The sequence below is a fragment of the Pseudomonas nitroreducens NBRC 12694 genome (assembly GCF_002091755.1).
GTDB classification, from domain to species: Bacteria; Pseudomonadota; Gammaproteobacteria; order Pseudomonadales; family Pseudomonadaceae; genus Pseudomonas; species Pseudomonas nitroreducens.
In genome coordinates this window covers 62,149-86,510 of record NZ_BDAI01000006.1, presented here as the reverse complement: position 1 = coordinate 86,510, position 24,362 = coordinate 62,149, and the positions used below count along the sequence as shown (strand labels likewise).

Sequence of the window (24,362 nt, the reverse complement as noted above, 5' to 3'; positions counted from 1 at the left end):
GGCGAGCCGTCTGTTTTGCCGGGTATGTGCATCGCAGCCGCGCGTTCAGGCGACCGTGTAGCGATAACAGCGGTTGCGTTCCTGCTTGGCCTGGTACATGGCGATGTCGGCGGCGCGGGTCAGGGCGTCGGCATCGGCGGCGTCCTGCGGGTAGAAGGCGATGCCGATGCTGGGGGTGACGAAGTCGATGACCTGGCCGCCCAGGCGGTACTCGGCGCCGAGTACACCCAGCAGGCGCATGCCAAGGGCTTCGGCCTGATCCGGCTGGGCATTTTCCAGCAGCACGGCGAATTCGTCGCCGCCCAGGCGGAAGGCCTGGTCCGGCTGGCGCAGGCTGCCGCGCATGCGCTCGCCGACGGTGCTGAGCAGCGCATCGCCGATGGCATGGCCGAAGCGGTCATTGACCTGCTTGAAGCGGTCCAGGTCGATGTACAGCAGGGCCACCCGATTGCTGTGCACGATGGCGCGCTGCAATTGCTCGTTGAAGGCTTTGCGGTTGCCCAGTGCGGTCAGCGTGTCTCGGTACGCGAGGTTGATCAGCTGCTTCTGGTAGGCCACCTGCTCGCTGATGTCGCGCAGGATGCCGCGGAAGCCCTGGAATCCACCCTGTCCATCACGGATCGCCGAGAGCCGCGTTTCGCAGCTCACCAGCCGACCATCGCGGCGCTTGAACGGGGCGGAGAAGGTGGTTTCCTGCTCGTCGTCGCGGACCTTGTCGTACAGGCTCTGGGCACGGTGATAGTCCTCCTCCTGCAGGAGGATGCCGAAGTGCTGGCCGTTGAGCTGGTCGGCGGCGTAGTCGAGCATCCGGCACAGTGCTGGGTTGACGGTGCGGATGATGCCCCGGGTGTCCATCTCGAAGTAGCCATCGCGGATGGCATCGAGGATGGCCCGATCGCGCGCTTCGCTCTGCGCCAGGCGATCGAGGGTACGGTTCATCTCGTTGGCCAGCTGGCCCAGTTCGTCCGTCCCCTGTGGGCTCAGGCGCAGGGCGGTGCGGTCCTGCCCGATGACCGCCACTTCGCGGTTCATCCTGCTGACCCGGCGGATGATCCGCAGCTCCAGGGCCACGTAGGCGAGCAGGATGGCGCCGCCGAGCAGGGCCAGGGTCAGGTAGAGGAACAGGCTGACCGACTGCCGGCCTTGCTGGTACAGCGGCCGCGGGCTGGTCAGTTCCAGGCGCAGTTGCGGCCGGCCGCGGGAGTCGAGATAGAGCAGGGACATCTGCTGACTGTTCCCGTCCAGCAGATGCCGCGAGCTGAGCAGGGTGGCACCGCGCCCGGTGGGGATGTTCAGGGTGCGCCAATCCTTGTTCTGCACCGGATCCTGGGCCAGGCGAAGGCTTGCGCCCATCTGGGTCTGCAGGTTGTACATGCGCGCGCTGTCGAGCAGCACGCCAGCGATGACCACACCGGCCGGCTCGGCGGTACCCGCGGTATTGCTGATGGGATAGCTGAGCAGCATCTGGGGGACGCCTTCGATTTGCAGCAATTGGTCCAGGCTGTGGCGCGGGTCGCCATCGATATCCAGCGCGCCCAGTTCCAGCGCGGTGCGCAGGATGCCGTCGCGCAGCCGGGTGGTGCCGGGCACCGGCTGGCCGGGGAAGCGCCGGGCCAGTTCGTCGAGCTTCCATTGCTGGGCGAGGATGTGCCCGGTGCGGTCGACGAACAGGACATAGTCGAAGCCGAGGATGCCCAGCAGGTCCTGGTCCAGGTTGTCCTCGACGAAGCGCGCCTGCGGCAGGCGCATGAACTGGTAGCTGGCGTCCCACCAGGCATAGCTATGGACGATGTCGAGGTTGCGCTGCTTCTCGTAGGCGATGCGGTTGTGGACGATGCGTACCTCGTCGGCCAGGCGCTGGCGGTCCCCGCGGTCGAAGCGGTCGAGCAGGATCATGTCCGACAGCAGCCAGACCCCTGCGAGGCTCGCGACGAACAGGGGCAGGCACAGCCAAAGCAGGCGGGCGCGAAGGTTCATGGTGGTCCGGGTGACCTCTGGTTTGCTTGAGTCTAGACACAGGTGCAGTGGCTGCCCGCTACATAGGGGCAGCCTATGGGGGGCATTGAGATTGGGCATTTCAGCAGGACGCTGCGGCGTTGGTAAGCTGCGCGCCATCTGGTATCGAACGAGTTCGAGGGTCGATCCGACACTCCCTGACTTATCTCAAGGAGCGCAGGGCGACCGCGGAAATCCCTGACTTATCTCAAGGGTTTTCCGGAGTTCTGCGGGACAATGCGATCCGTGACTCAGGTCACACCGCATTGTCCTCAGTCTCCGGGCCGTGCGGTCCGCGCAAGAAACCTTTCAGTGGAGCTGCCGCCCTCCCAACCTTCCCCCTGGTGCTTTGGCAGCTCCCTTTTCTTTTGCATCCCGCTCTTCACCCGAGCACTGGAGGCTGTCATGTCCGATCGTCACGCGCGCGTCATCATTCTGGGTTCGGGGCCTGCGGGTTACAGCGCTGCGGTCTACGCCGCCCGCGCCAACCTCAAGCCGCTGCTGATCACCGGCATGCAGGCCGGCGGCCAACTGACCACCACCACCGAAGTCGACAACTGGCCGGGCGACCCCCATGGCCTGACCGGCCCGGCGCTGATGCAGCGCATGCAGGAACACGCCGAGCGCTTCGAGACCGAGATCGTCTTCGACCATATCCATGGCGTCGACGTGGCCGGCAAGCCGTTCGTGCTCAAGGGCGACAGCGGCACCTACACCGCGGATGCCCTGATCATCGCCACCGGCGCCAGTGCGCGTTATCTCGGCCTGCCGTCGGAAGAGGCGTTCATGGGCAAGGGTGTGTCCGCCTGCGCCACCTGCGACGGCTTCTTCTACCGCAACCGCGAAGTGGCGGTGGTGGGCGGCGGCAATACCGCCGTGGAAGAGGCGCTGTACCTGGCCAATATCGCCAGCAAGGTGACCCTGGTGCACCGCCGCGACAGCTTCCGTTCCGAGAAGATCCTGCAGGACAAGCTGCGTGCCCGCGTCGCCGAGGGCAAGATCGAACTGCGCCTGAATGCCCAGGTGGAAGAGGTGCTGGGCGATGCCATGGGCGTCACCGGCGTGCGCCTGCGCCATAACGATGGCGAGGCTTCGGAACTGAAGGTGGACGGCCTGTTCGTCGCCATCGGCCACACGCCGAACACCTCGTTGTTCGAAGGTCAGCTTGAGCTGAAGGACGGCTACCTGGTGGTCAACGGCGGCCGCGAAGGCAATGCCACGGCGACCAGCATCCCCGGCGTGTTTGCCGCCGGCGACGTGGCCGACCATGTCTACCGCCAGGCGATCACGTCCGCCGGCGCCGGCTGCATGGCCGCGCTGGACGTCGAGCGCTACCTGGATTCCCTGTAACGGCCCGAAGAGCCGGCGTGCAGGAAGAGGCCCCGCTTTGCGGGGCCTTTTTCTGCCTGGCTAGGGGGCGCTTTTCGCGCAGCGTGCTTGCTCGCGGACCGCTTGGCACGATGCTTTGCAGCTTCGTGAGCAAGCTCGCTCCCACAACCGGGTTTCGCGCCGTTGGGCATTTGGATCGCCCAAGAAAAAGCCCCGTATCGGCGGGGCTTTTGCATCGAGCGAGTAGCCTCAGCCGCGGCGCGACAGCGGCTGGCGCTCGAAGTTGACGCCGGCCAGTCCAGTCACCTGGAGGGCGCGGATATTGGCGTGATCGGTGCCTTCGGGGTGCTCGCGCACGGCGCGGTAGTGCTCGCCGAACGCCAGCAGGCTCTCTTCCTGGCTCAGGCCTTCGAGAATGGCGAAGCCCAGGGTCTTGCAGGAGCCCTCGTTCTGCCCGGCGGGGTTTTCCACGCTGCCGTTGGTGAAGGCGCTGGGGCTATAGCTGTAGTGCTCGGCGATGTACGCCAGGGTGTCGGTGAACAGGTGCTGCTCGCTGCGCAGGCGCACGCGAAAATCGGTGAGGGTCATCAAGGCAAACTCTTAGTGTTTCTTCGCGTTGTCGAAGGCCGTCTGCTGGGCAGGGGTCGCTTCCGTCTGGTACTTGGCCTTCCATTCGGCGTAAGGCATGCCGTAGATCTCTTCGCGGGCCTGATCCGGGCTGACAGGCAGGCCCATATCGTCCGCCGCGGCCTTGTACCACTTGGACAGGCAGTTGCGGCAGAACCCGGCAAGATTCATCAGATCGATGTTCTGCACATCCTTGCGGGTACGCAGGTGCTGCACCAGGGTGCGGAACGCGGCGGCTTCCAGTTCGGTGCGCTGCTCGTCGGTCAGGGTCATCGGCTCGGTCATGGCAGGTCTCTCAACAAGGGCGCATCGGAGGCGCATGGCGGGGCTGGCGAGATTCTAAGAGGCGGGCGATCTGCCAGCAACGCCCGTTGGCCGACTGGCACGGGCGTGCAGGGATGCAACAAAGGTGTCAGCGCTGGGCGGCGAGGGCGATCGACACCGATTCGGCGAAGCGCAGGGCGTGGGGCTTGTCCACTTCCACTTCGGCATAGCGTACCGCCGGGTTGGCCATGACTAGGTCGAGCAGCTCCTGGGTCAGGCGCTCCAGCAGGGCGAAGCGGTTTTCCTCGACGTGGGCGATGATCGCCTTGGTGATGGTGCGGTAGTTCAGCGCGTGGTCGATGTCGTTGACCTGCACCGCGTCGCCGGCCGGATAGAGGATGGTGAGGTTGATCAGCACATCCTGCTTGTTGAGGATTTCCTCTTCCTTGATGCCGATGTAGGTGCGTACGCGCAGGTCCTTGACCCGGATCCGCGCCATGCCCGGCTGCAGTTGCGTCATTTCACTTGCTCCGTCCGATCAGTTGCAGGAATTCCTGGCGGGTGTTGGTCGATTCGCGGAAGGCGCCGAGCATCACCGAGGTGTTCATCACCGAGTTCTGCTTCTCCACCCCGCGCATCATCATGCACATGTGCTGCGCCTCGATCACCACCGCCACGCCAGCGGCGCTGGTGACCTGCTGGACGGCCTCGGCGATCTGCCGGGTCAGGCTTTCCTGGATCTGCAGGCGACGCGCGAACATGTCGACGATGCGCGCCACTTTCGACAGGCCCAGCACCTTGCCGGTGGGAATGTACGCCACATGGGCCTTGCCGATGAAGGGCAGCAGGTGATGTTCGCACAGCGAGTAGAGCTCGATGTCCTTGACGATGACCATTTCGTCATTGTCCGAGGCGAACAGCGCGCCGTTGACGATCTCGTCCAGCGTCTGTGCGTAGCCGTGGCAGAGGTACTGCATGGCCTTTGCAGCGCGCTTGGGGGTGTCCAGCAGGCCCTCGCGGGTCGGGTCTTCGCCGAGCCCCTTGAGAATCTCACGGTAGTGGTGAGACAGGTCTTCAATCATGGTGGGAGTTCCTCGCGCCCGCACCGGGCGGGTCATTTGAGGTGCCGGCCGCCGTTGACGGTCAGGGTGGTGCCGGTCACGTAGGGGCTGTCGAGCAGGTAGCGCACGCTCTGGTAGATCACATCCGGGCCGGGCTCGATGCCCATGGCGGATTTCGCCAGGGTGCGGGCGCGGTACTCGGCGTCGTCGCCGGGATTGAACATGATCAGTGCCGGCGCGATGCCGTTGACCTTGATGCGCGGTGCGAGGCTGGCGGCGAAGGACAGGGTGAGGTTGTCCAGGCCGGCCTTGCTGGCGCAGTAGGCGATGCGGTTGGCGCTGCCCTTGCGGGCGACGTCGTCGCTGAGGTGAATGATGTCGGCCGGGGCGCCGCGCCCGGCGGCGTCGCGCTCGAGCAGTTCGGCGCAGCGCAGGTTGATCAGGTAGGGCGCGAGCATGTGCACGCGGAACAGCGACTCGAAGGCCTGCGCCTCTTCGCCGGGCTGCTCGGCGATCCACGCCGAGGCGTTGTGGATGATCGCACGTAGCCGGTCGGTGCGGGACTTCAGCTCGTCGATGAAGGCCTGGATGCCGGCCTCGTCGGCCAGTTCGGCGTGCAGGCAGGTGGCGCCCAGTTCGCGCAGTTCGGCGATGCCGGGTTTTTCCTGGCGATAGGTCGCGATGACCGGCTGGCCGTCTTGCAGCAGGCGTTTCGCGCAATGCAGGCCGATGCGCTGGCTGGCGCCGGTAATCAGGATGGGGGCTGGGGTCTGGCCCATGCACGCCTCGCGAAAATCCACAGGGGAAGCGCCGCGATGGACAATGTCCGAGCGGCCGGGTAGGGCAAAACTATACCAGCCCCGGCGCGGTGCGGCACGGATGGGGCATAATGGGCGGCCTTGTCTTGCCTTGTGGGAGTGAACATGAAAGTCGCCATCCTGTCCGGATCGGTCTACGGCACCGCCGAAGAAGTCGCCCGTCACGCCAAGCGCCTGCTCGAGGCCGCCGGCTTCGAGGCCTGGTTCGACCCGCGCGCCACCCTGGATGCGGTGCTCGATTTTTCTCCCGAAGCCTTCCTGGTGGTGACTTCCACCACTGGCATGGGCGATCTGCCGGACAGCTTCCAGCCCCTGTTCCATGCCATCCGTGATCGCCTGCCCGCGCAATGGCGCGGTTGCCCCGGCGGCGTGCTGGCGCTGGGCGATTCCAGCTATGGCGACACCTACTGCGGTGGTGGGGAGCAGGTGCGTGAACTGTTCGCCGAGCTGGGCGTACGGGAAGTGGTGCCGATGCTGCGCCTGGACGGCAGCGAGACGGTGGACCAGGAGACCGACTCCGAGCCATGGCTGGGCGAATTCATCGCCGCGCTGAAGGCCTGATGCATCCCCGCGCCAGCCAGCTGATCGACACACTGCAACTCGCCCCGCACCCCGAGGGCGGCTTCTACCGACGTGTGTTCGAGTCGCGGCTGAAGGGCGCCGATGGCCGGCCGCAATCGTCGGCCATCCTGTTCCTCCTGCCGGCGGGAACCGTCAGCCGCTGGCACCGCGTGGATGCCGACGAGCTCTGGCACTTCCACGAAGGCTCGCCGCTGGAGTTGCTGATCGCCGACGCTCCGGAGTCTGTCGTGCGCATCGAAACCCTCGGCCCGGTGGGCGAGGGCAGCCTGCCGCAACGCGCCGTGCCCGCCCATGCCTGGCAGGCGGCGCGCTGCCTGGGAGACTACGTGCTGGTGGGGTGTACCGTGTCGCCGGCATTCGAGTTCGCCGGGTTCCAGTTGCTTGCCGATGATGAGCAGGCGCTACGGGATTGGCCGAAGCTGGCCGGCGAGTTTCCCGAGCTGCTCTGAACCCGCTTCACTAAGGATGCAACGGCATCTCGATCATCAACGCCAACCAGGCCTTCGCCGCATTCGACAGGTAGGCGTCGCGCCGCCAGATGAAGCTGATGTCCCAGCGCAGGTCCGGTTGGCTCAGCAGTACGCGCACCAGGCCCGGCCGCTCCAGGTCCTTCGCTACCACGCGGGGCAGCAGTACCGCGCCCTGGCCGGCAGCGACCAGCGCGCCGAGGAAGTCCGCCTGGCCGCTGCGCCCGCCTTCCTTGGGCTCGAAGCCGACTTCGCGGCAGGCGCGCAGCAGGCGGTCGTTGAGGGTGAAGCTCTGCTGGTAGAGCAGGAAGGGCGTGTCGGACAGTTCCACCAGTTCCAGGCTTTCCCGCGATGCCAGCGGATGATCGGCCGGCAACAGAACGTCCAGCGGCTCGTTGCAGAATGGCTGCCAGTCGAAGCCGGGCTCGTCCGGCGTGAGGCCGCCGCCCAGTTCCAGTTCGCCGCTGCGGACCATTTCCTCCATGGTCTTGCTGCCGCCCTCGATCAGGTGCACGTCGATGTTCGGGTAGCGCCGCCGGTACTCGGCGAAGCGCCCGGCAAACAGCGCGTCGGCGCCCAGCAGCGGTAACCCAAGGCGCAGTTCGCCGCGGTGCAGGTGGGTGAGGTCGTCCAGTTCGGTATGCAGCTCGCGGCGCAGACGCAACATGTCCTCGGCGCGGCGCAGTACCACTTCGCCGGCGGCCGTCAGACGGATGTGCGGGCCGCTGCGCTCCAGCAGTTGTACGCGCAGGCTCTGCTCCAGCTGCGCGACCTGCTTGCTCACCGCCGACTGGCTTGCGTTCAGGTGCACCGCCGCCTGGGTGAAACTGCCGTGGCGCACCACTTCGGCGAAGGTGCGCAGCTGCTTGAATTCCATTCTGGAATGGTTCCGATTCGATCTATTCGCTTTGGGGATGATAGGCGCGGGAGTAGGCTTTGCGCCATTCCCAACCGATTTATTCATCCACTCAACGCATCGAGATCGCCGCCATGTTTCGCCGCGCCGCCCGCCTGATTTTCGAACTCGCCGTCCTGGTCGCCTTCTGGTGGATCGGCGGCTGGGTTGCCACGCTCACCGGGCTGCCGCTGCCCGGCGGGGTGATCGGCCTGGCGCTGCTGCTGGTGCTGTTCGCCTGCGGGGCGATCCGCCCGGCGCTGTTGCAGGGTGGCGCTGGCCTGTTGCTGGCGGAGATGCTGCTGTTCTTCATCCCCGCCCTGATGAGCCTGCTGGACTACGGCCCGCTGCTGCGCAGCGAAGGCTGGAAGATTCTGCTGGTGATCACCGCCAGTACCGTGATGGTGATGCTCTCCACCGCCCTGGCGGTGGAATGGATGTGCAACAGGAGTTCGCGCCATGAGCCTCGATAAGCAAGCGCTGTTCTGGTTGGCCGTGACCCTGGGCGGCTATCTGCTCAGCCGTACCCTCTACCGCCGTTTCCAGCAGTACTGGTTGTCGCCCATCGTCTTCGTGCCGGTGCTGCTGTTCGCCCTGGCGATCCCGATGCAGGCCCGCTACGCCGACTACGCCCGCGACACCAGCTGGCTGGTGGCGCTGCTCGGCCCGGCCACCGTGGCGTTCGCCATTCCGATCTGGCAGCAGCGCGCCTTGCTCGCACGCCACTGGCCGGCGCTGCTGACCGGCATGCTGGCCGGCTCGACCATGGCCATCGGCAGTTCCTGGGCGCTGGCCCACGCGCTGGCGCTGGATGGCCAGGTAACGCTGTCGCTGATTCCGCGCTCGATCACCACGCCCTTTGCCATGGAGATGTCCCACGACCTGGGCGGCGTGCCGGCGCTCACGGCAGCTTTCGTGATGATCACCGGGGTATTTGGCGCATTGATCGGCGGCGTGCTGATGAAAATGCTGCACCTGCGCTCCGCCCTGGCCCGTGGCGCGCTGCTGGGCGTTGGCGCCCACGGCGCGGGTACCAGTCGGGCCTATGAGTTCGGCGGTGAGGAAGGTTCGGCGGCGGGGCTGCTGATGGTGCTGACCGGGCTGTTCAACCTGCTGATGGCCCCGGTCCTGGCCTGGTGCCTGTAAGGCTCAGCTGAGCTCGTAGGCATCGAGCATGCGCGAGGTGTCGGCGGGGGAGTTGAACATCATCACATCGATGATCGACAGGCCGGCCTCGAAGGTCGGCCGCTTCTGCTCGTAGGGCACCAGCTTGGGCTCCTGGAAGCGCAGCGTCAGCCCGGCAGCGTCGTACTTGCGGCGGTCGAAGAAGCTCTGGCCGCCTGGCGGGTTCCAGTATTCCTCCACGCTGCCCAGTGCCTTGCAGATGTTCAGCGCCCATTCGTCCGGCGCTTTCGGGCGCTCCATCGGCAGGTCCATGCGCGAAAGCACCGGCATCTGCCGGGGGAAGCCCAGATAGGCGCAGGTTGCCTCCAGGGTGGTCTTGTTCAGCGAGACGATGTCTTCGAACGGATGGTCCAGGGAGGCGGCGATCATCTCCCGCACATCGCGGTAGTAAGGGGCCACCTTGCGGTACACGTCCAACTGCGAGAACAGGCTGCGCCGCCAGTCCTGGCTGTTGTCCAGGCGCACGTCCTTGATCAGTGTCTCGCGGTGGTGCTTGATCCGCGGCACGCGGATGTACAGCCAGCCGTCCTGCTGCTTGAGGATGCGGTTGCGCTCGATCCAGCCGTGATGGATGTACTGCACGGTATCGAACAGGACGAACAGGTCGGTGTGCTTGATCAGGCTGAAGTAGCCCAGGTAAGGAAAGAAGTAGGGCTGCATGATGGCGGTTCGTTTCACGTCGGCTGCCTCGTTGGCCGAACTGGAGTCTCCTCCCGACTCCCAGGTACTGCTGCGGAATGTTGCCAAAGATATTGCGAAATGTTTCCAGGTGGACCGAAAGCGCCGGATCAGGCGTCGGGGGCAGGGCGGCAAACGAGCACGCTTCCGCCAGCCCGGACCTGCGATCTGGCTGCCGCACTGTCTGGATAGCGCCTTTGGAAGGAGTTGCCGGTGCGCCGGGTCCCGCTGGCGCCGCTCAGTGCAACTTCGCCCACTATAGGTGGTGAGACTCGCCGCGCAAGGCGGCTCATCGGTCCGCGCTTATGGGGGAACATTCGCCAGACAGTGGCAGAGGCAACTGTCAGTTCCGTGACAGTCGCTTCGCCGCGCTGCTGACTAGACTGCGCCATCGAACAACAACAACGAAGAGGCTACCGACCATGCACGCCGCTCATCCGCTGCCCACCGTGAACGTCAAGGACCAGGTCTCCGCCGCCGAATGGCAGACCCGCGTGGACCTCGCCGCCTGCTACCGCCTGATCGCCCTGCAGGGCTGGGACGACCTGATCTTCACCCATATCTCGGCCAAGGTCCCCGGCACCGAGGACTTCCTGATCAACCCCTACGGCATGATGTTCCACGAGATCACCGCGTCGAGCCTGGTGAAGGTGGATGCCTCGGGCAAGAAGCTGATGGACAGCCCCTACGACATCAACCCGGCCGGCTACACCATCCACAGCGCCATCCATGATGTGCGCCACGACGTCGCCTGTGTCCTGCACACCCACACTGCCGCCGGCATCGCCGTTTCCGCGCAGAAGCAGGGCCTGCTGCCGATCTCCCAGCAGTCGCTGTTCGTCCTCTCCAGCCTGGCCTACCACGGCTATGAAGGTGTTGCGCTGAACCATGACGAGAAGGCGCGGCTGCAGGCCGACCTGGGCGAAGCCAACTTCATGATCCTGCCCAACCATGGCCTGCTGACCTGCTCCGCGACCATTGCCGACACCTTCCTGATGATGTTCACCCTGCAGCGCGCCTGCGAGATCCAGGTGCTGGCTCAGGGCGGCGGCGCCGAGTTGATCATGATTCCGCAGCAGATCCTCGATGGCGCCCGCGCCATGGCTGCAGCCGTTACCAAGAGCAAGCAGGGCATGGGCGGCGCGCTGGCCTGGCCGGCACTGCTGCGCAAGCTCGACCTGCAGAACCCCGGCTACCGCGACTGATGGCGCTGGCCGGCATCACTCTGCGCGACTGGCGCGCGCAGGGCTGCGACTTCACCTTCCGTGGCCACCCGATCAGGTACTGGAGCGCCGGCAGCGGCGCTCCGCTGCTGTTGATCCACGGATTTCCCACGGCATCCTGGGACTGGCACTTCCTCTGGCAGCCACTGGCCGAGCGCTACCGGGTTATCGCCTGCGACATGCTCGGCTTCGGCGACTCCGCCAAACCCGCGGGGCACGACTACCGCATCCTCGAACAGGCCGACCTGCAGCAGGCGCTGCTGGAGCACCTGGGTGTGCAGGAACCGGTGCACCTGCTGGTGCACGACTACGGCAACAGCGTCGGCCAGGAGCTGCTGGCGCGGCACGAAGAGGGAGCTTTCAAGCTGGCTTCGCTGGCCTTCCTCAATGGCGGGCTGTTTCCGGAGACTCATCGCGCCGTGCTGTCGCAGAAGCTCCTGCTCAGCCCGCTGGGTGGTTTCTTCGGCAAACTCTTCGATCGCCGGCGACTGGCGCAGAACTTCGCCAAGGTGTTCGGCCCTGGTACGCAACCGTCCGAAGCGGAACTGGATACCTTCTGGGAACTGATCCGCCACAACGACGGGCCGAAAGTCATGCACCGGCTCATCCACTACATTCTCGACCGTCGCGAGCACCGTGAGCGTTGGGTCGGGGCGATGCAGCGCACCGACGTGCCGCTGCGGCTGATTGACGGACCGGAGGACCCGATCTCCGGCGCGCACATGGTGGTGCGCTATCGCGAACTGATACCGCATCCCGATACGGTGGAGTTGCCCGGGATCGGCCATTACCCGCAGGTCGAGGCGCCGGAGCAGGTACTGCGGCATTATCTGGCCTTTCGACAGGAGCGTGCCGAGCAGGTACGGACTGATCCGCCCGTAGATTAGGAACTGGCTGATAGGCACACGCTGAGTGGCAGCGGTAGCTTCCCCGGCTTTGTTCCGCCGGAGGCCGCTAACATGCCACTCAGATCCGTCATTCCCGTCCGCCAGCCGCAAGGCTCGCTGCGCTACCGGGTGTTGCTGCACATGCGCCAGGACTTCGTCTGGATCGCCATTCCGCTGCTGTTGCTGCTGCTGGCGGCCAGCGCGGCCGGTTGTTACTACGCCTGGCTCCTGCAGCACTGGGCGCCTGCCGCTGGCGCTGCGTTGGCGATGCTTGCGGCGGTGGGGCTGGTGCTGTTCTGGAGCGAGTACGACTGGTGGCTGTTCAAGCTCGGCCCGCGCGGCAACCTGAACATGCCCATGCGCTGACGGATCATCCCCTGGCCTTATCGGGCACCATTCAGCCGCGGTCGTCTTGGTTGTGACCGGATCGTGACTGCCGGACACTTGATGAAAAACCATCCTGTCTGGAGCCCCAATCATGAGTGATGCCCTGCACTTCGACGGAAAAGTCGTGATCGTTACCGGAGCCGGTGGCGGCATCGGCCGTGCCCACGCCCTGCTGTTCGCCAAGTACGGCGCCAAGGTGGTGGTGAACGACCTGGGCGGCAGCACCCATGGCGAAGGCGCCAATGCCTCGGCCGCCGACCGCGTGGTCGCCGAAATCCGCGAAGCCGGTGGCATCGCCATCGCCAACCACGACTCGGTGACCGATGGCGAGAAGATCGTGCGCCAGGCCGTCGAGGAATTCGGCCGCATCGACGTGGTGGTGAACAACGCGGGCATCCTGCGCGACAAGACCTTCCACAAGATGGAAGACGCCGACTGGGACCTGGTCTACAAGGTCCATGTCGAGGGCGCCTACAAGGTGACCCGTGCCGCCTGGCCGTTCATGCGCGAGCAGGGCTATGGCCGCGTGATCTTCACCTCGTCCACCTCCGGCATCTACGGCAACTTCGGCCAGAGCAACTACGGCATGGCCAAGCTCGGCCTCTACGGCCTGACCCGCAACCTGGCCATCGAAGGCCGCAAGAACAACATCTTCGTCAACGCCATCGCCCCCACCGGCGGCACCCGCATGACCGAAGGCCTGATCCCGCCGCAGGTATTCGAGCAGCTCAAGCCCGAGCTGGTCAGCCCGCTGGTGGTGTACCTGGGCAGCGAGGCCTGTCAGGAAACCTCCGGCCTGTTCGAAGTGGGTGGTGGCTGGATCGGCAAGGTGCGTTGGGAGCGCAGCCTGGGCGTGGGCTTCGACCCGCGCAAGGGCTTCAGCGTCGAGGACGTGGCGGCCAACTTCGCGCAGATCTGCGACTTCGAGAATGCCGCGCATCCGAAGGACAACGTCGAGGCGCTGCGCGAAATGATGGCGAACCTGCAGAAATACGTCAGCTGATCCGGTCAGCCTGACCGGCGGAACCGCCAGCGGGGCTGTTCCGGGGCGGTGAACGCAGTAAGGTGAAAGGGCCGGCTGAATGCCGGCCCTTCGCTTTTCCGCTTCCAGGCTCGAGGAGTTCGCCATGAGCGTGATAATCCAGAAGAACGGCCCGGTGACCACCCTGGTCATCGCCCGCCCTGCGGTGCGTAACGCTGTGGACCTGCCCACTGCCCAGGCGTTGGCCGATGCCCTGCGCGAGTTCGAACAGGACGGCGAAGCCCGCGTCGCCGTGCTCACCGGTGCCGGCGGGAACTTCTGTGCCGGCGCTGACCTGGGGGCATTGGCGGAGGGCGGTGAGCGACGCAACCGACTGGAAACCGAAGGTGATGCCCCCATGGGGCCGAGCCGGATGCAGTTGTCCAAGCCATTGATCGCCGCCATCGAGGGCTACGCCGTGGCGGGCGGCCTGGAGCTGGCGCTGCTGGCGGACTTGCGGGTGATGGCCGAGGACGCGGTCTGTGGGGTTTTCTGTAGACGCTTCGGCGTGCCCTTGATCGATGGCGGCACTGTGCGTTTGCCACGGATCGTCGGCCAGGGCAGGGCGCTGGACCTGATTCTCACCGGCCGCCCGGTGGGCGCCCAGGAAGCCTTCGCCATGGGCCTGGCCAACCGTGTGGTGGCCACCGGCACGGCACTGGAGGCGGCGGAAGAGCTGGCGCGGGAGATCGCCGATTTTCCGCAGAGCTGCATGCTGGCCGACCGGGCGAGCGTGTTCGCGCAATGGGAGCTGTCGTTCGACGTGGCGCTGGCCAACGAATTCCAGGGTGGAATGGCGGTGATCGAAAGCGGCGAGACGGTGGACGGGGCGAAGCGCTTTGCCGGCGGAGCGGGGCGGCACGGGGAGTTCTGACAGGGATTCTGACGATAGGAGCGAGCTTGCTCGCGAACCCGGTCAGCGCTGGTCCTGCCGGTAAGTCCGTTCGCGAGCAAGCGCGCTCCTACAAATACTGGCTTACACCGCGTTGCGCATGGCTCCAGGCAGCTGAGGAGAGGGAAAGCCCGAGTGCCGGGGCTTCCCATCACCCCAACAGATCGATCAATCGCGCTCGATGATCACGTAGGTCTTGCGCGTGGTTTCCTGGATGTCCCAGATGCCGAGGCTGTTCTGCGGCAGGAGGAAGGCGTCGCCGGCCTGGAAGGCGATCGGCTCGCCGCCGTCCGGGGTGAAGGTGCCGCGGCCGGAGATGAAGTGGCAGAACTCCTGCTCGACGATCTGGCGGCGCCAGCGGCCGGGGGTGCATTCCCAGATGCCGGTTTCCACGCCGTCCGGACGCTCAACAGATTCCACGCGGGTCTCGGAAATCGGCTCGCCCAGGGGCACGGCGACCGGGTTCGCCTCACCGAGTTGAGCGTGCAGGGTGTCTTTCAGGTGGGTCAGTTTCATACGGGGCTCCAGTGGGATTTCTATTCGGGGACTGGCTATTCAGAAGAGGTCGGCGAATCAGCCGACCTTCCAGGTCATCAGGTTTTCCATGCTGGCGGCGACCTTCTCCGCCAGCCGGCGACGCCAGGGCGCGCTGTTCGGGTTCGCCAATACATCGTCCTCGTGCACGAAGCTGCGGATGATGGCGTTGTAGCCGATCCAGCGGCAGGGTTCCGGCTCCCAGCCGCGCAGGCCGTCCTGCACGCTGCGGTCGTTGATGACCCAGGGCTGGCGGGTGAGGGCGCTGTCCTGGCCGAGGATCAGGTCGGCCAGCGTGCGGCCGCCCAGGTTGGTGGCGCCGACGCCTTCACCGCCGTAGCCGCCGGCGAGGGCGATGCCGTTGCGGCGGTCGACCAGCATGTGCGGGTGGAAGCGCCGCGACATGCCCAGGTTGCCGCCCCAGGTGTGGGTGATGCGCACGTCCTTCAATTGCGGGAACAGTTCGCTGAACAGGTAGCGGCGCAGCTCCACTTCATCATTGGTCAGGCTGAAGTCGTTGCGCAGCTTGCCGCCGAAGCGGTAGCCGCCGCGCGCGCCAAAGGCCAGGCGGTTGTCCGGGGTGCGCTGGCCGTAGGTGACCTGGCGGCTGAATTCGCTGAAGGCCTGGCCCTTGTCGAGGCCGATCTCCGCCCAGACCGATTCGGGCAGCGGCTCGGTGGCCACCAGCAGGCTCTGCACCGGCAGCTGGTAGTTGCCCAGCGGGGGCAGGTCGGCGGCGTAGCCTTCGATGGCCGGCACCACCCATTGTGCTTTCAGTTCACCCTGCTCGGTGCGCAGCAGGCCGGGTGCCCAATGCGTGACGCGGCTCTTCTCGAAAATCTGCGTACCCTGGCGTTCAACCGCGCGGGCCAGGCCACGCACCAGCTTGGCCGGGTCGATGGTGGCGCAGTGCGGGGTGTGGATGGCGCCCAGCGCGCTCGGAATGCGCAGTTGTTCGGCCAGCTCGCTCTTGCTCAGCCAGCGGTAGTCGTCCTCGGTCAGGCCTTCGCTGTGCAGATGCTTGAGGTAGTCGCGCAGACGGGTTTCCTGCTCCGGGTAGCGCGCGGCGGTGTAGAGCACCCCCGCCTTGCGGTAGTCGCAGTCGATGCCTTCGCGGTCGAGGACGCGGGCCACTTCATCGGGAATGTCGTGCAGCAGGTCGTAGGACGCGCGGCGCTGCTCGGGCGACAGGCCGGCGAGCAGACGGTCTTCGCCGAGCATGTTGCCCATCAGCCAGCCGCCGTTGCGACCGGATGCGCCGAAGCCGGCGGTCTCGGCCTCGACGATGGCGATCTTCAGCTGCGGCGCGCGCAGCTTCAGGTAATAGGCAGTCCACAAACCGGTGTAGCCGGCGCCGGCGATGGCCACATCGACGTCCAGGGTGCCCTGCAGGGATGGCCGCGGGACGAGATCATCGTCCAGCTGGTTCATCCACAGACTGATATGACGCCATGCCGACATAGACGACTCCAAAAGGAAGAAGGGGGAATGTCGGCAAGCCTAGATTTGGCGCGGGGTTCTGTCGTGCGCGCGGGTACGCGAGGATTGCTCGCGTACCCGCCGGCAGGGGCGCATCAGGCCTCTGCCTGTTCCTCGCGCAGGCGTTTCAGATACTCGCGGGGAGACTGGCCGGTCTGCTGGCGGAAGCAGCGATAGAAGGCCGAGAGCGAGTTGAAGCCGGCGGAGAAGGCCAGTTCGTCGATGCGCGAAGGCAGCGGCGGGCGCAGCTGGCTGAGCAGGTGGGTCAGGCGGGTCTGGTTGACGTACTGGTAGAAGCTCAGGCCCATCACCTGGTTGAGCAGGTAGGAAATCTGGTTGCGCGTGTAGCCGGTGGCAGTGGCCACCTGGGTCAGGTCCAGGTCCGGCGCCAGGTACGGCTGGCTCTTGCTGAAGTAGTCCTCCAGGTCGCTGGCCAACTGGCTGAGCTGGCGCGGCGAGAGGCCCAGGCGGCTGGTGGCCGGACGCGGGTCGATGGCCTGTGGACGGCTTTCGCCGCCTTCGCGCACGACCGAAGCATATTCGTTGATGCGCCAGATCAGGCCGTCGCGCACGGTGATCGCTTCGCTGGAGTGGAAGGTCGCCAGGCGGCCGCTCAAGGTGACCGCGATGCGGTACTGGATGAAGGCGGTGTCGCCGTCCACGCGGATGCGGTCGATGTGGTCGAGGAACTCTTCCGGGCGGCTGGGCATGGTGGCCTGCACGTAGTCGCGCAGGTCGGTGTAGCCCAGGGTGCGGTTCTGGAAGAAGTCGTTGTACTGCACCTGCGCGTGATACAGCGTGAGCACCGCTTCGAGGTCGCGATGCTTCCAGTACTGATGGTAGCGCAGCACCACCTCGCGGGTCTGCTCGGTCAGGTGGCTGTCGGTCGGGCGTTGGTCGATGGCATGCATAGGGGGCTAAGGATGCCCCAGACAGCGCTTCTCGGGTAGTGGAAAAGCACCTGCCGGGCGCAAGGCACTATCCATCGTCTCGATGATCCGTCATCGCTTGCGCCAATATCGCCCGCCAGAGCCCATGGCAGAGGGGGGATTCACTCTTTCGGGCGACACGCCAAATACCACCTTGGAGCGCTTACTCCCCGTCAGGTCGCTCAGTAGGGTAAGGCCACCTAGACACCGTCAGGAGAGCCGCATGACAACAAAAACAAGGCGCGGATTCTTCCAACCGCAACTTCTCGCCACTGCTGTCGCCCTGGGATGCGCCACCCAGGCTCAGGCAATCAACTTCAATATCGGGGAGATCGAAGGTCAGTTCGATTCCAGTCTGTCCGTGGGGGCCAGCTGGAGTACCCAGAGTCCGAAAGAGGACCTGATCGGGGCCGCCAACGGCGGCCACGGCATGACCCAGACCAACGACGATGGCCGTCAGAACTTCCGCAAGGGCCATACCTTCTCGAAGATCTTCAAGGGCATCCACGACCTGGAGCTGAAGTACGGGGACTTCGGCGTCTTCACCCGGGGCAAGTACTGGTATGACTTCCGTCTGAAGGATGAAGGCGTAGCCTTCAAAGACCTTTCGGACGACGGCCGCAAGGAAGGCGCCAAGGCTTCCGGCGCCCAGTTGCTCGATGCCTTCGGCTACTACAACTACGCGATTGCCGACATGCCCGGCACCGTGCGCCTGGGCAAGCAGGTGGTGAGCTGGGGGGAGAGTACCTTCATCGGCAACAGCATCAACACCATCAACCCCATCGACGTCTCCGCCTTCCGTCGTCCTGGTTCGGAAATCAAGGAAGGCCTGATCCCGGTGAACATGCTCTACCTGTCGCAGAGCCTGACCGACAGCCTGTCCGTCGAAGGTTTCTACCAGCTGGAGTGGGACCAGACGGTGCTCGACAACTGCGGCACCTTCTTCTCCACCACCGACGTAGCGGCCGACGGCTGCAAGACCAACTACAACATCCTCGACCCGGCCACGGTCAACTCGCTGAACGCCCCGGCGACCAAGGCGCTGCTCAATTCCCTGGGCGTCACCGTCACACCCGAAGGCCTGATGGTGCCGCGCGGCGCCGACCGCGACGCACGTGATTCGGGCCAGTGGGGCCTGGCCCTGCGCTGGCTGGGCAGCGATGTGGAATACGGCGCCTACGCCATGAACTACCACAGCCGCACGCCCATCGTGAGCATGAAGAACGCCGGCACCGCCGACATCGGCAACGTGCTCCGCGCGCTGTCCGTACCGGGTGGTGCAGCACTCGCACAACCGCTGCTGCTCGGTCGCGGCAATTACTTCCTCGAGTACCCGGAAGACATCCGCCTCTACGGCCTGAGCTTCTCCACCACCCTGCCCACCGGCACCGCGTGGAACGGCGAGATCAGCTACCGGCCGAACATGCCCCTGCAGCTCAACACCACCGACATGACGCCATTGCTCGCCACTACCGTGGTCGGCGGCTTCACCAGCGGTGGCGCTGCCGGTGCGCTGGCCCAGGCCGGCCGCGTCAGTCACGGCTATGTGCGCAAGGAAGTGACCCAGGCGCAGACCACCTTCACCCACTTCTTCGACCAGACCATGGGCGCGGACCGCCTCACCCTGGTGGGCGAAGTCGGCATGACCTACGTGGGTGGCATGACCAATGAGGTCGGCGAGCGCTACGGCCGCGACTCCGTCTACGGCGTCCCGGAGAACGCCACCGCGCGTAACGAGTATGGCAGCGGCGGCTTCTACACCTCGTCCTCCTGGGGTTATCGCGCCCGCGCCATCTGGGACTACAACAACGTCTTCGCCGGGGTGAACCTCAAGCCGAACATCGCCTGGTCCCACGACGTGCACGGTTACGGCCCGGTCTTCAACGAAGGCAGCAAGGCGGCCAGCGTCGGCATCGATGCGGACTACCAGAACACCTACACCGCGAGTCTGAACTACACGAACTTCTTCGGCGGCGATTACAACACCATCGTCGACCGGGACTTCCTGTCGCTCAGCTTCGGCGTGAACTTCTGACCTGCCTGCTCAAGGAATCGACATGAGAACGACAAGAATCCTCCAATGCGGCGCGCTGGCCCTGAGCCTGCTGTCCGGTGGCGTGATGGCGGCGGTGTCCGCCGACGAAGTGGCCAAGCTGGGTACGACCCTGACGCCCATGGGCTCGCAGAAGGAAGGCAACGCCGACGGCAGCATCCCGGCCTGGACCGGGGGCATCTCCCGCACCGCCGGCAAACTCGACGGCAAGGGCTTCCTTTCCAACCCCTTCGCCGACGAGAAGCCGCTGTTCACCATCACCGCGCAGAACGCCGATCAGTACAAGGACAAGCTCTCCGCCGGCCAGTTGGCGATGTTCAAGCGCTACCCGGATACCTACAAGATCCCGGTGTACAAGACCCACCGCACCTTCGCGCTGCCCGACGACATCTACGCCGCCATCAAACGCAGCGCCGAGTTCGTCCAGCCGATCAACGATGGCAACGGCCTGGAGAACTTCGAGAAGAGCCGCTACTACGCCTTCCCGTTGCCGCAGAACGGCGTGCAAGCGCTGTGGAACCATCTGACCCGTTACCACGGCGGTAACATTTCCCGCACGGTAGTACAGGTGGTGCCGCAGACCAACGGCAGCTACACGCCGATCCGCTTCGAAGAATCGATCGCGGTGCCGCAGAGCATGACTGACCAGGACGCCGGCAAGACCGGCAACATCCTCACCTACTTCAAGCAGCAGGTAACGGCGCCGGCACGCCTGGCCGGTAACGTCCTGCTGGTGCACGAGACCCTGGACCAGGTGAAGGAACCTCGCCTGGCGTGGATCTACAACGCCGGCCAGCGCCGTGTTCGCCGTGCACCGCAGGTGGCCTACGACGGTCCGGGTACCGCCTCCGATGGCATGCGCACCTCGGACAACTACGACATGTTCTCCGGCGCGCCGGATCGTTACGACTGGAAACTGGTCGGCAAGCGCGAGATGTACATCCCGTACAACAGCTACCGTCTGAACTCGCCGGACCTCAAGTACGACGACATCGTCAAGCCGGGTCACATCAACCAGGACCTGACCCGTTACGAACTGCACCGCGTGTGGGAAGTGGTCGGCACCCTGAAGTCCGGCGAGCGCAACATCTACGGCCAGCGGCATTTCTACCTCGACGAGGACAGCTGGCAGATCGCCGTGTCCGAGCTGTATGACGGCCGCGGCCAGCTATGGCGCGTCGGTGAAGGCCACGAGATGACCTTCTACACCGAACTCGCCACCGGCTACGCCGCTGAGTCGCTCTACGACATCCTCGCCGGCCGCTACGTGACCTTCGGCCTGAACAACGAAGAGAAGCGCGGCTATCAGTTCGGCCAGAAGGCCAGCATGGCCGACTTCACCCCCGCAGCGCTGCGTAACGCCGGCGTTCGCTGATCCCGCAGTCCGCTCCTTGGCCCCGGCATTCCAGGTGGATGCCGGGTTTCTTTTTTTGCGCTGCGGTCAAGCGGCGCGCCCTCTACTTCGGGCCTGGGCGCAGTCTGCGCTATACCGTCCCATGAGTCTGGCTGATGGTCCTTTGCCCGCTCTGCCCACGGGCATAGTCTGGCCTGCAAATGGCCGGAAGAAGCCCATGTCGACAATCGCCCAGCACAGCGCGGCGCTGCCTCGCCTGCCCCGCCAGCACCTGCCCCGCGAACGGCTGCACGCCAGCCTGAGTGCCACCGAGTGCCGCTTGCGCCTGCTGGTGGCGCCGCCCGGTTGCGGCAAGACGGTGCTGATGAGCGAATGCGCACGCCTGGTACCGACCGGAACTCGCGTGGTCTGGCTGGGGCTGGGAGGGAGGGCGTTGCAGCCGGAGCAGTTCTGCGAGCGGCTGGGCGAGGCACTGGGCGTGCCCTGGGCCGGCGAGGCGGCACTGGCGAGCTGGCTGGAGAACGCCAGCGAGCCGGTCTGGCTGATGCTCGATGACTATCCCCGCGCGCCCGATCCCGCTCTCGACGACTGCTTCGACCGCCTGCTTGCCGTCGCTTCTCCGCTGATCGGCTGGTGGCTGGCCAGCCGTCGTCGCCCGGCCTGCAACCTGACCCGCCTGCTGCTCGAAGGCGAGCTGCTGGAGCTGGGTGCCAGCAGCCTGGCCCTGACCCAGGGCGAGCTGGACGCCTACCTGCAGACCGCCGGCCTGGAGTGGCCCCAGGCCCAGCGCCAGGCGCTGCAGGACGCGACCCATGGCTGGTTCGCCGGCGTGCGCCTTCGCCTGCTCAGCCTGGGCAATGAGCCCATCGCGCCCTGCGCTACACTGGTCGCCGAGACCGGCAACGGCCTGCTGCAGGATTACCTGCAACGCGAAGTCCTGGCGAGCCTGCCGGCAGAGCTGGCGGAGACGCTTTGCGGCCTCGCGCAGATTGCCCGCTTCAACCGCGAGCTCTGCGATTACCTGTTCGATGAGCCCGGTCTTGGCCTGGACGGCTTGCAAGCCTGGGGAGTGCTGATCGAAGCGGTGGACAACACCCAGCACTGGTTCCAGGTGGCACCCATGCTCGCGACGGCGCTGGCCAGCCTGTCACGCTGGCCGGCGGCGACCCTGCATCGGCGCGCCTGCCAGTGGTTCACCCAGTGCGGTGAGATCCACTCGGCTTTCGAGCATTCTCTGTACGCCGAGCAGCCGGATGTTTCTGCCAGCCTGCTGCAACGCCTGACCGAAGAGCAGCTCTTGCACGGTCGCAATGTCGAGCGTGTGCTGCAACTGCGCGAATCGCTGCCCGAGGAGTTGCTGTGCAGCACTCCGCGCCTGCTCATCCTCAACGCCTGGACCCTGTTGTTCGTCGGTCGCCTGGATGACGTGGAAGCGCTGCTGGCCGGCTTCGATCGTTTCCTGCCGATGCCCGGCGAGCACCGCCAGCGTGCGCTGATCGCTCAGTGGCAAGGGCTCAACGGCATGCTTACCCATGCCCGTGGCCTGCGTGGCTCCCGCGAGCAACTGCGCGAGGCATTGGCGTACCTGCCGGAGGAGGCCTGGGCGCAGACCCTGATCTGCCTGTCCGCGCTGACCCAGCAGGCCCAGGCCGAAGGGCGCCTGGCCGAGGCACGGCTGATCAACCGCGAGGCGCTGCGGCGAGCGCGCCTGCAAGGCAGCACCACGTTCGAAGCGCTGCTGGAACTGGATCGTGCCCAGTGGCTGGAGCAGCGCGGCGAACTGCAGCGGGCCGATGCGCTGCTGGCGCGGGTGCAGGAATACCTTGATGAGATGCGCATCACCTGCAATGCCATGGCCGGCCGTGTTGCTCTGCGCCGCGGCTGGCTGTGCCTTCGCCAGGGGCGTGACGACGAGGCCCGCGAACTGTTCATTGCCGGGTTGAACGAAACCCGCCGCAGCCACGACCCGAGCTCGATCTATGGCTTCACCGGTATGGCCTGGCTGGATGCGCTGGACGGCGACACCGACGGCGCCTTCAGTCGCCTGCTCGAGGTCGAGCGGCTGATGCAGCTGCAGCATGTCCCGGAACCCATCTACCGTGGGCCGCTGCTGCTCGCCAGCGGCGCGTTGAACCTGCGGCAGAACCGGGCGGGGCCGGCGCGGGAGGTCCTGCAACGCGTGGCTGCGCGCTACCGTAGCGACTCTCTCTGCCCGCCGGCGGCGGCGCCGGACCAGATCCTGCGGGTCGAGCACCACCTAGCGCTGGCCGAGCTCTACGACGGCGACGTGGATGCCGCGCAGCAGAGGCTGCTGGCAATGTTGCCTGACCTGCTGCGTCAGGGACGCAACACCCTGGCCTGCGACGTCTGGCTGGCGCTGGCCGAAGCACATTTCATCGCCGGTAGCCTGGACGAAGCGCGCAGCGCGCTGGACGAGGGCGTTGCTCTGGCCCAGCGTTTCGGCCTGGTCTCCACCCTGCGCGACACCCAGCGCAGGCAGCCGGGCCTGTTCGGTCTGCGCCCGCATGCCGGCGAGATGGCCCCGCACAACCTGCTGAGCCTGCGTGAGCTGTCGGTGCTGGAATTGATCGCCCGAGGGTGTTCGAACCTGGAAATCGGCGAGCGGCTGTACATCTCCCTGCACACGGTGAAGACCCATGCGCGCCGGATCAACGGCAAGCTCGGCGTGGAGCGACGCACCCAGGCGGTGGCGCGGGCGAAGGAATTGGGGTTGTTGAAGGTCTGAGGCGTCAGTGCAGTGCCTTGGGCGGCACGCTGATGTCGGCCAGACGCTGGGCCAGGCGCATCTGCTCGGCGGCGTCGTCGCTGAGCAGCATGGCCCGTTCGAGGTCGTAGCGTTCCGCCTGCGGGCAGTCCAGCACGTGGTAGAGGTCGGCGCGCGCGAGATGATCGCTGGCGCTGGGCGGCCCCAGTTCCAGCACGCGCTGGGCATCTTTCAATGCCGCCAGCGGTTCCCCGGCGGCGAGGTGCAGTTGACGCAGATTGCGTGACAGGCGCTGGAGCATGTCGGTGGCGCTGGCCGTCCGCAGGTGCTCGGCGGACAGCTCGACGTTGGTTCCCATCTGGCGCGCCAGCAGGTCGCGGCAGTCGCGGGTATAAAGACGGCGGCCGGTGGTCGGGTCGAGCAGGTGGTCGGCACCGGGCACCCGCAGGAGGAAGCGGCCAGGGAAATTCACGCCGACCAGGGTGATGCCGTTGCGGCGCGCCATCTCCAGGGCGATCAGCGCCAATGACAGCGGTTGGCCGTGGCGGCGTTGCAAGACCTGGGGGAGCAGGGCGGCGCGCGGGTGCAAGGGGTGCTCGTCATCCTCGGCAAAGCCCAGTTCGCTCAACCGGCGCAGCAGGAACTGCGCGCGCTCCGCATCGCCGGTACCCTGCGGCAGCGCCACTGCGACTTGGTGCGCGAGCGAGTCGAAGAGCCGCAGCGCATGCTCCGGCGGCAGGTGCGGCTCGTGCTCGGTGGCGATCCACAGAGCGGCTTCGAACAGGGCGGGCGGGTCCTGGGCAAGGCAGGCAAGGCAGGCTTGACGCGGGTCCATGGCGTTCTCCGGCTGACTTTGCGGTTGTAACCGGAGCAATGGGCACTCGTCCAGTGGTGCGGTCGTCGCCCGTGAAGGTGATGTGACAGGCGCTGCCTATACTCAGGAGGGTCCTTCGACGGACCGTTGTCCACCCACAGCA

General features: G+C 65.9%; 25 protein-coding genes. 13 read left to right on the top strand and 12 right to left on the bottom strand.

Translation table 11 applies throughout. From position 1 onward, the window contains the following. Positions 1–45 precede the first annotated feature (45 nt). Positions 46–1,977, bottom strand: a complete 1,932-nt coding sequence (locus PNI01S_RS17580) for a sensor domain-containing diguanylate cyclase (RefSeq protein WP_024762688.1) — start codon at positions 1,975–1,977, stop codon at positions 46–48. A gap of 423 nt (positions 1,978–2,400) precedes the next feature. Between PNI01S_RS17580 and trxB the strand changes: the two genes are divergently transcribed. After that, complete coding sequence (gene trxB / locus PNI01S_RS17575; RefSeq protein ID WP_084358710.1) at positions 2,401–3,345, top strand: thioredoxin-disulfide reductase; 945 nt, start codon at positions 2,401–2,403, stop codon at positions 3,343–3,345. Between the two features lie 228 nt (positions 3,346–3,573). Here trxB and PNI01S_RS17570 read toward each other — a convergent pair whose 3' ends face one another. From PNI01S_RS17570 to folM, 5 genes are all read right to left on the bottom strand, one after another. Then, entirely contained in the window at positions 3,574–3,912 is a 339-nt protein-coding gene (locus tag PNI01S_RS17570) for a HopJ type III effector protein (RefSeq protein ID WP_024762690.1), read from the bottom strand. A 12-nt stretch (positions 3,913–3,924) separates the two neighbouring features. Continuing rightward, positions 3,925–4,224: a DUF1244 domain-containing protein gene (locus PNI01S_RS17565; protein WP_169889002.1), complete on the bottom strand. Its 300-nt coding sequence runs from the start codon at positions 4,222–4,224 to the stop codon at positions 3,925–3,927. Between the two features lie 139 nt (positions 4,225–4,363). Next, positions 4,364–4,735 (bottom strand): dihydroneopterin triphosphate 2'-epimerase, encoded by a 372-nt coding sequence (gene folX, locus PNI01S_RS17560; RefSeq protein ID WP_017519088.1) that lies wholly within the window; start codon positions 4,733–4,735, stop codon positions 4,364–4,366. A 1-nt stretch (position 4,736) separates the two neighbouring features. Continuing rightward, a complete protein-coding gene (gene folE, locus PNI01S_RS17555) occupies positions 4,737–5,297 on the bottom strand; it encodes a GTP cyclohydrolase I FolE (protein ID WP_065084520.1) in 561 nt (186 codons plus the stop codon). 32 nt (positions 5,298–5,329) lie between these two features. After that, on the bottom strand, positions 5,330–6,055 hold the full coding sequence (folM, locus tag PNI01S_RS17550) for a dihydromonapterin reductase (RefSeq protein ID WP_084358709.1): 726 nt from the start codon (positions 6,053–6,055) through the stop codon (positions 5,330–5,332). 144 nt (positions 6,056–6,199) lie between these two features. Between folM and PNI01S_RS17545 the strand changes: the two genes are divergently transcribed. Together PNI01S_RS17545 and PNI01S_RS17540 are read left to right on the top strand one after the other, a co-directional pair. After that, complete coding sequence (locus PNI01S_RS17545; protein ID WP_065084521.1) at positions 6,200–6,655, top strand: flavodoxin; 456 nt, start codon at positions 6,200–6,202, stop codon at positions 6,653–6,655. Then, positions 6,619–7,125, top strand: a complete 507-nt coding sequence (locus tag PNI01S_RS17540) for a cupin domain-containing protein (RefSeq protein WP_231387821.1) — start codon at positions 6,619–6,621, stop codon at positions 7,123–7,125. The genes PNI01S_RS17545 and PNI01S_RS17540 overlap by 37 nt, the downstream gene beginning before the upstream one ends. A gap of 10 nt (positions 7,126–7,135) precedes the next feature. Here the strand turns inward: PNI01S_RS17540 and PNI01S_RS17535 are convergent, their stop codons facing one another. Continuing rightward, positions 7,136–8,020: a LysR family transcriptional regulator gene (locus tag PNI01S_RS17535; protein ID WP_084358707.1), complete on the bottom strand. Its 885-nt coding sequence runs from the start codon at positions 8,018–8,020 to the stop codon at positions 7,136–7,138. Between the two features lie 113 nt (positions 8,021–8,133). On the opposite strand from PNI01S_RS17535, the gene PNI01S_RS17530 reads away from it, so the two are divergent. Both PNI01S_RS17530 and PNI01S_RS17525 read left to right on the top strand, forming a co-directional pair. Next, the gene (locus tag PNI01S_RS17530) at positions 8,134–8,511 is read left to right on the top strand and encodes a CidA/LrgA family protein (RefSeq protein ID WP_024762696.1); all 378 of its coding nucleotides are present in this window, start codon (positions 8,134–8,136) and stop codon (positions 8,509–8,511) included. Beyond that, complete coding sequence (locus PNI01S_RS17525; RefSeq protein WP_064979867.1) at positions 8,498–9,184, top strand: LrgB family protein; 687 nt, start codon at positions 8,498–8,500, stop codon at positions 9,182–9,184. Before PNI01S_RS17530 ends, PNI01S_RS17525 begins: the two co-directional genes overlap by 14 nt. A 3-nt stretch (positions 9,185–9,187) precedes the next feature. Here PNI01S_RS17525 and PNI01S_RS17520 read toward each other — a convergent pair whose 3' ends face one another. Beyond that, complete coding sequence (locus PNI01S_RS17520; protein WP_024762698.1) at positions 9,188–9,901, bottom strand: WbqC family protein; 714 nt, start codon at positions 9,899–9,901, stop codon at positions 9,188–9,190. 422 nt (positions 9,902–10,323) lie between these two features. Here PNI01S_RS17520 and PNI01S_RS17515 point away from each other — a divergent pair, with 422 nt between their 5' ends. From PNI01S_RS17515 to PNI01S_RS17495, 5 genes are all read left to right on the top strand, one after another. Beyond that, positions 10,324–11,106, top strand: coding sequence for a class II aldolase/adducin family protein (locus tag PNI01S_RS17515; protein WP_024762699.1), 783 nt, complete (start codon positions 10,324–10,326; stop codon positions 11,104–11,106). Continuing rightward, on the top strand, positions 11,106–12,011 hold the full coding sequence (locus PNI01S_RS17510; RefSeq protein WP_037015065.1) for an alpha/beta fold hydrolase: 906 nt from the start codon (positions 11,106–11,108) through the stop codon (positions 12,009–12,011). The genes PNI01S_RS17515 and PNI01S_RS17510 overlap by 1 nt, the downstream gene beginning before the upstream one ends. Before the next feature lie 72 nt (positions 12,012–12,083). Next, positions 12,084–12,377, top strand: coding sequence for a hypothetical protein (locus tag PNI01S_RS17505; RefSeq protein ID WP_024762701.1), 294 nt, complete (start codon positions 12,084–12,086; stop codon positions 12,375–12,377). A 112-nt stretch (positions 12,378–12,489) separates the two neighbouring features. Beyond that, positions 12,490–13,401 carry an SDR family oxidoreductase gene (locus PNI01S_RS17500; protein ID WP_024762702.1) on the top strand — a complete coding sequence of 304 codons (912 nt, stop codon included), beginning with the start codon at positions 12,490–12,492 and terminating at the stop codon, positions 13,399–13,401. Positions 13,402–13,525: 124 nt separating this feature from the next. Continuing rightward, the gene (locus PNI01S_RS17495) at positions 13,526–14,293 is read left to right on the top strand and encodes a crotonase/enoyl-CoA hydratase family protein (protein ID WP_084358706.1); all 768 of its coding nucleotides are present in this window, start codon (positions 13,526–13,528) and stop codon (positions 14,291–14,293) included. 186 nt (positions 14,294–14,479) lie between these two features. On the opposite strand, the gene PNI01S_RS17490 is transcribed toward PNI01S_RS17495, so the two are convergent. The 3 genes from PNI01S_RS17490 to PNI01S_RS17480 form a co-directional block, all read right to left on the bottom strand. Next, positions 14,480–14,827: a cupin domain-containing protein gene (locus PNI01S_RS17490; RefSeq protein WP_038803573.1), complete on the bottom strand. Its 348-nt coding sequence runs from the start codon at positions 14,825–14,827 to the stop codon at positions 14,480–14,482. 57 nt (positions 14,828–14,884) lie between these two features. Further along, positions 14,885–16,306 carry an NAD(P)/FAD-dependent oxidoreductase gene (locus PNI01S_RS17485; protein ID WP_024762704.1) on the bottom strand — a complete coding sequence of 474 codons (1,422 nt, stop codon included), beginning with the start codon at positions 16,304–16,306 and terminating at the stop codon, positions 14,885–14,887. A gap of 113 nt (positions 16,307–16,419) precedes the next feature. Beyond that, complete coding sequence (locus PNI01S_RS17480; protein ID WP_037006572.1) at positions 16,420–17,235, bottom strand: AraC family transcriptional regulator; 816 nt, start codon at positions 17,233–17,235, stop codon at positions 16,420–16,422. Positions 17,236–17,476: 241 nt separating this feature from the next. Between PNI01S_RS17480 and PNI01S_RS17475 the strand changes: the two genes are divergently transcribed. The 3 genes from PNI01S_RS17475 to PNI01S_RS17465 all read left to right on the top strand — a co-directional run bounded on the left by PNI01S_RS17475 (position 17,477) and on the right by PNI01S_RS17465 (position 23,406). Continuing rightward, positions 17,477–19,288, top strand: a complete 1,812-nt coding sequence (locus PNI01S_RS17475; RefSeq protein ID WP_024762706.1) for a DUF1302 domain-containing protein — start codon at positions 17,477–17,479, stop codon at positions 19,286–19,288. A gap of 22 nt (positions 19,289–19,310) precedes the next feature. Further along, complete coding sequence (locus PNI01S_RS17470; RefSeq protein WP_084358705.1) at positions 19,311–20,681, top strand: DUF1329 domain-containing protein; 1,371 nt, start codon at positions 19,311–19,313, stop codon at positions 20,679–20,681. Positions 20,682–20,877: 196 nt separating this feature from the next. Further along, entirely contained in the window at positions 20,878–23,406 is a 2,529-nt protein-coding gene (locus PNI01S_RS17465) for a LuxR C-terminal-related transcriptional regulator (RefSeq protein WP_024762708.1), read from the top strand. Between the two features lie 4 nt (positions 23,407–23,410). Here the strand turns inward: PNI01S_RS17465 and PNI01S_RS17460 are convergent, their stop codons facing one another. Then, positions 23,411–24,220, bottom strand: coding sequence for a SirB1 family protein (locus tag PNI01S_RS17460; protein ID WP_024762709.1), 810 nt, complete (start codon positions 24,218–24,220; stop codon positions 23,411–23,413). Positions 24,221–24,362: the final 142 nt, after the last annotated feature.

Bases quoted from the DNA above. Each gene is read 5' to 3' on its own strand.
- PNI01S_RS17580 (WP_024762688.1), bottom strand. From the start codon at position 1,977: ATGAACCTTCGCGCCCGCCTGCTTTGGCTGTGCCTGCCCCTGTTCGTC.
- trxB (WP_084358710.1), top strand. From the start codon at position 2,401: ATGTCCGATCGTCACGCGCGCGTCATCATTCTGGGTTCGGGGCCTGCG.
- PNI01S_RS17570 (WP_024762690.1), bottom strand. From the start codon at position 3,912: ATGACCCTCACCGATTTTCGCGTGCGCCTGCGCAGCGAGCAGCACCTG.
- PNI01S_RS17565 (WP_169889002.1), bottom strand. From the start codon at position 4,224: ATGACCCTGACCGACGAGCAGCGCACCGAACTGGAAGCCGCCGCGTTC.
- folX (WP_017519088.1), bottom strand. From the start codon at position 4,735: ATGACGCAACTGCAGCCGGGCATGGCGCGGATCCGGGTCAAGGACCTG.
- folE (WP_065084520.1), bottom strand. From the start codon at position 5,297: ATGATTGAAGACCTGTCTCACCACTACCGTGAGATTCTCAAGGGGCTC.
- folM (WP_084358709.1), bottom strand. From the start codon at position 6,055: ATGGGCCAGACCCCAGCCCCCATCCTGATTACCGGCGCCAGCCAGCGC.
- PNI01S_RS17545 (WP_065084521.1), top strand. From the start codon at position 6,200: ATGAAAGTCGCCATCCTGTCCGGATCGGTCTACGGCACCGCCGAAGAA.
- PNI01S_RS17540 (WP_231387821.1), top strand. From the start codon at position 6,619: ATGGCTGGGCGAATTCATCGCCGCGCTGAAGGCCTGATGCATCCCCGC.
- PNI01S_RS17535 (WP_084358707.1), bottom strand. From the start codon at position 8,020: ATGGAATTCAAGCAGCTGCGCACCTTCGCCGAAGTGGTGCGCCACGGC.
- PNI01S_RS17530 (WP_024762696.1), top strand. From the start codon at position 8,134: ATGTTTCGCCGCGCCGCCCGCCTGATTTTCGAACTCGCCGTCCTGGTC.
- PNI01S_RS17525 (WP_064979867.1), top strand. From the start codon at position 8,498: ATGAGCCTCGATAAGCAAGCGCTGTTCTGGTTGGCCGTGACCCTGGGC.
- PNI01S_RS17515 (WP_024762699.1), top strand. From the start codon at position 10,324: ATGCACGCCGCTCATCCGCTGCCCACCGTGAACGTCAAGGACCAGGTC.
- PNI01S_RS17510 (WP_037015065.1), top strand. From the start codon at position 11,106: ATGGCGCTGGCCGGCATCACTCTGCGCGACTGGCGCGCGCAGGGCTGC.
- PNI01S_RS17505 (WP_024762701.1), top strand. From the start codon at position 12,084: ATGCCACTCAGATCCGTCATTCCCGTCCGCCAGCCGCAAGGCTCGCTG.
- PNI01S_RS17500 (WP_024762702.1), top strand. From the start codon at position 12,490: ATGAGTGATGCCCTGCACTTCGACGGAAAAGTCGTGATCGTTACCGGA.
- PNI01S_RS17495 (WP_084358706.1), top strand. From the start codon at position 13,526: ATGAGCGTGATAATCCAGAAGAACGGCCCGGTGACCACCCTGGTCATC.
- PNI01S_RS17490 (WP_038803573.1), bottom strand. From the start codon at position 14,827: ATGAAACTGACCCACCTGAAAGACACCCTGCACGCTCAACTCGGTGAG.
- PNI01S_RS17485 (WP_024762704.1), bottom strand. From the start codon at position 16,306: ATGTCGGCATGGCGTCATATCAGTCTGTGGATGAACCAGCTGGACGAT.
- PNI01S_RS17480 (WP_037006572.1), bottom strand. From the start codon at position 17,235: ATGCATGCCATCGACCAACGCCCGACCGACAGCCACCTGACCGAGCAG.
- PNI01S_RS17475 (WP_024762706.1), top strand. From the start codon at position 17,477: ATGACAACAAAAACAAGGCGCGGATTCTTCCAACCGCAACTTCTCGCC.
- PNI01S_RS17470 (WP_084358705.1), top strand. From the start codon at position 19,311: ATGAGAACGACAAGAATCCTCCAATGCGGCGCGCTGGCCCTGAGCCTG.
- PNI01S_RS17465 (WP_024762708.1), top strand. From the start codon at position 20,878: ATGTCGACAATCGCCCAGCACAGCGCGGCGCTGCCTCGCCTGCCCCGC.
- PNI01S_RS17460 (WP_024762709.1), bottom strand. From the start codon at position 24,220: ATGGACCCGCGTCAAGCCTGCCTTGCCTGCCTTGCCCAGGACCCGCCC.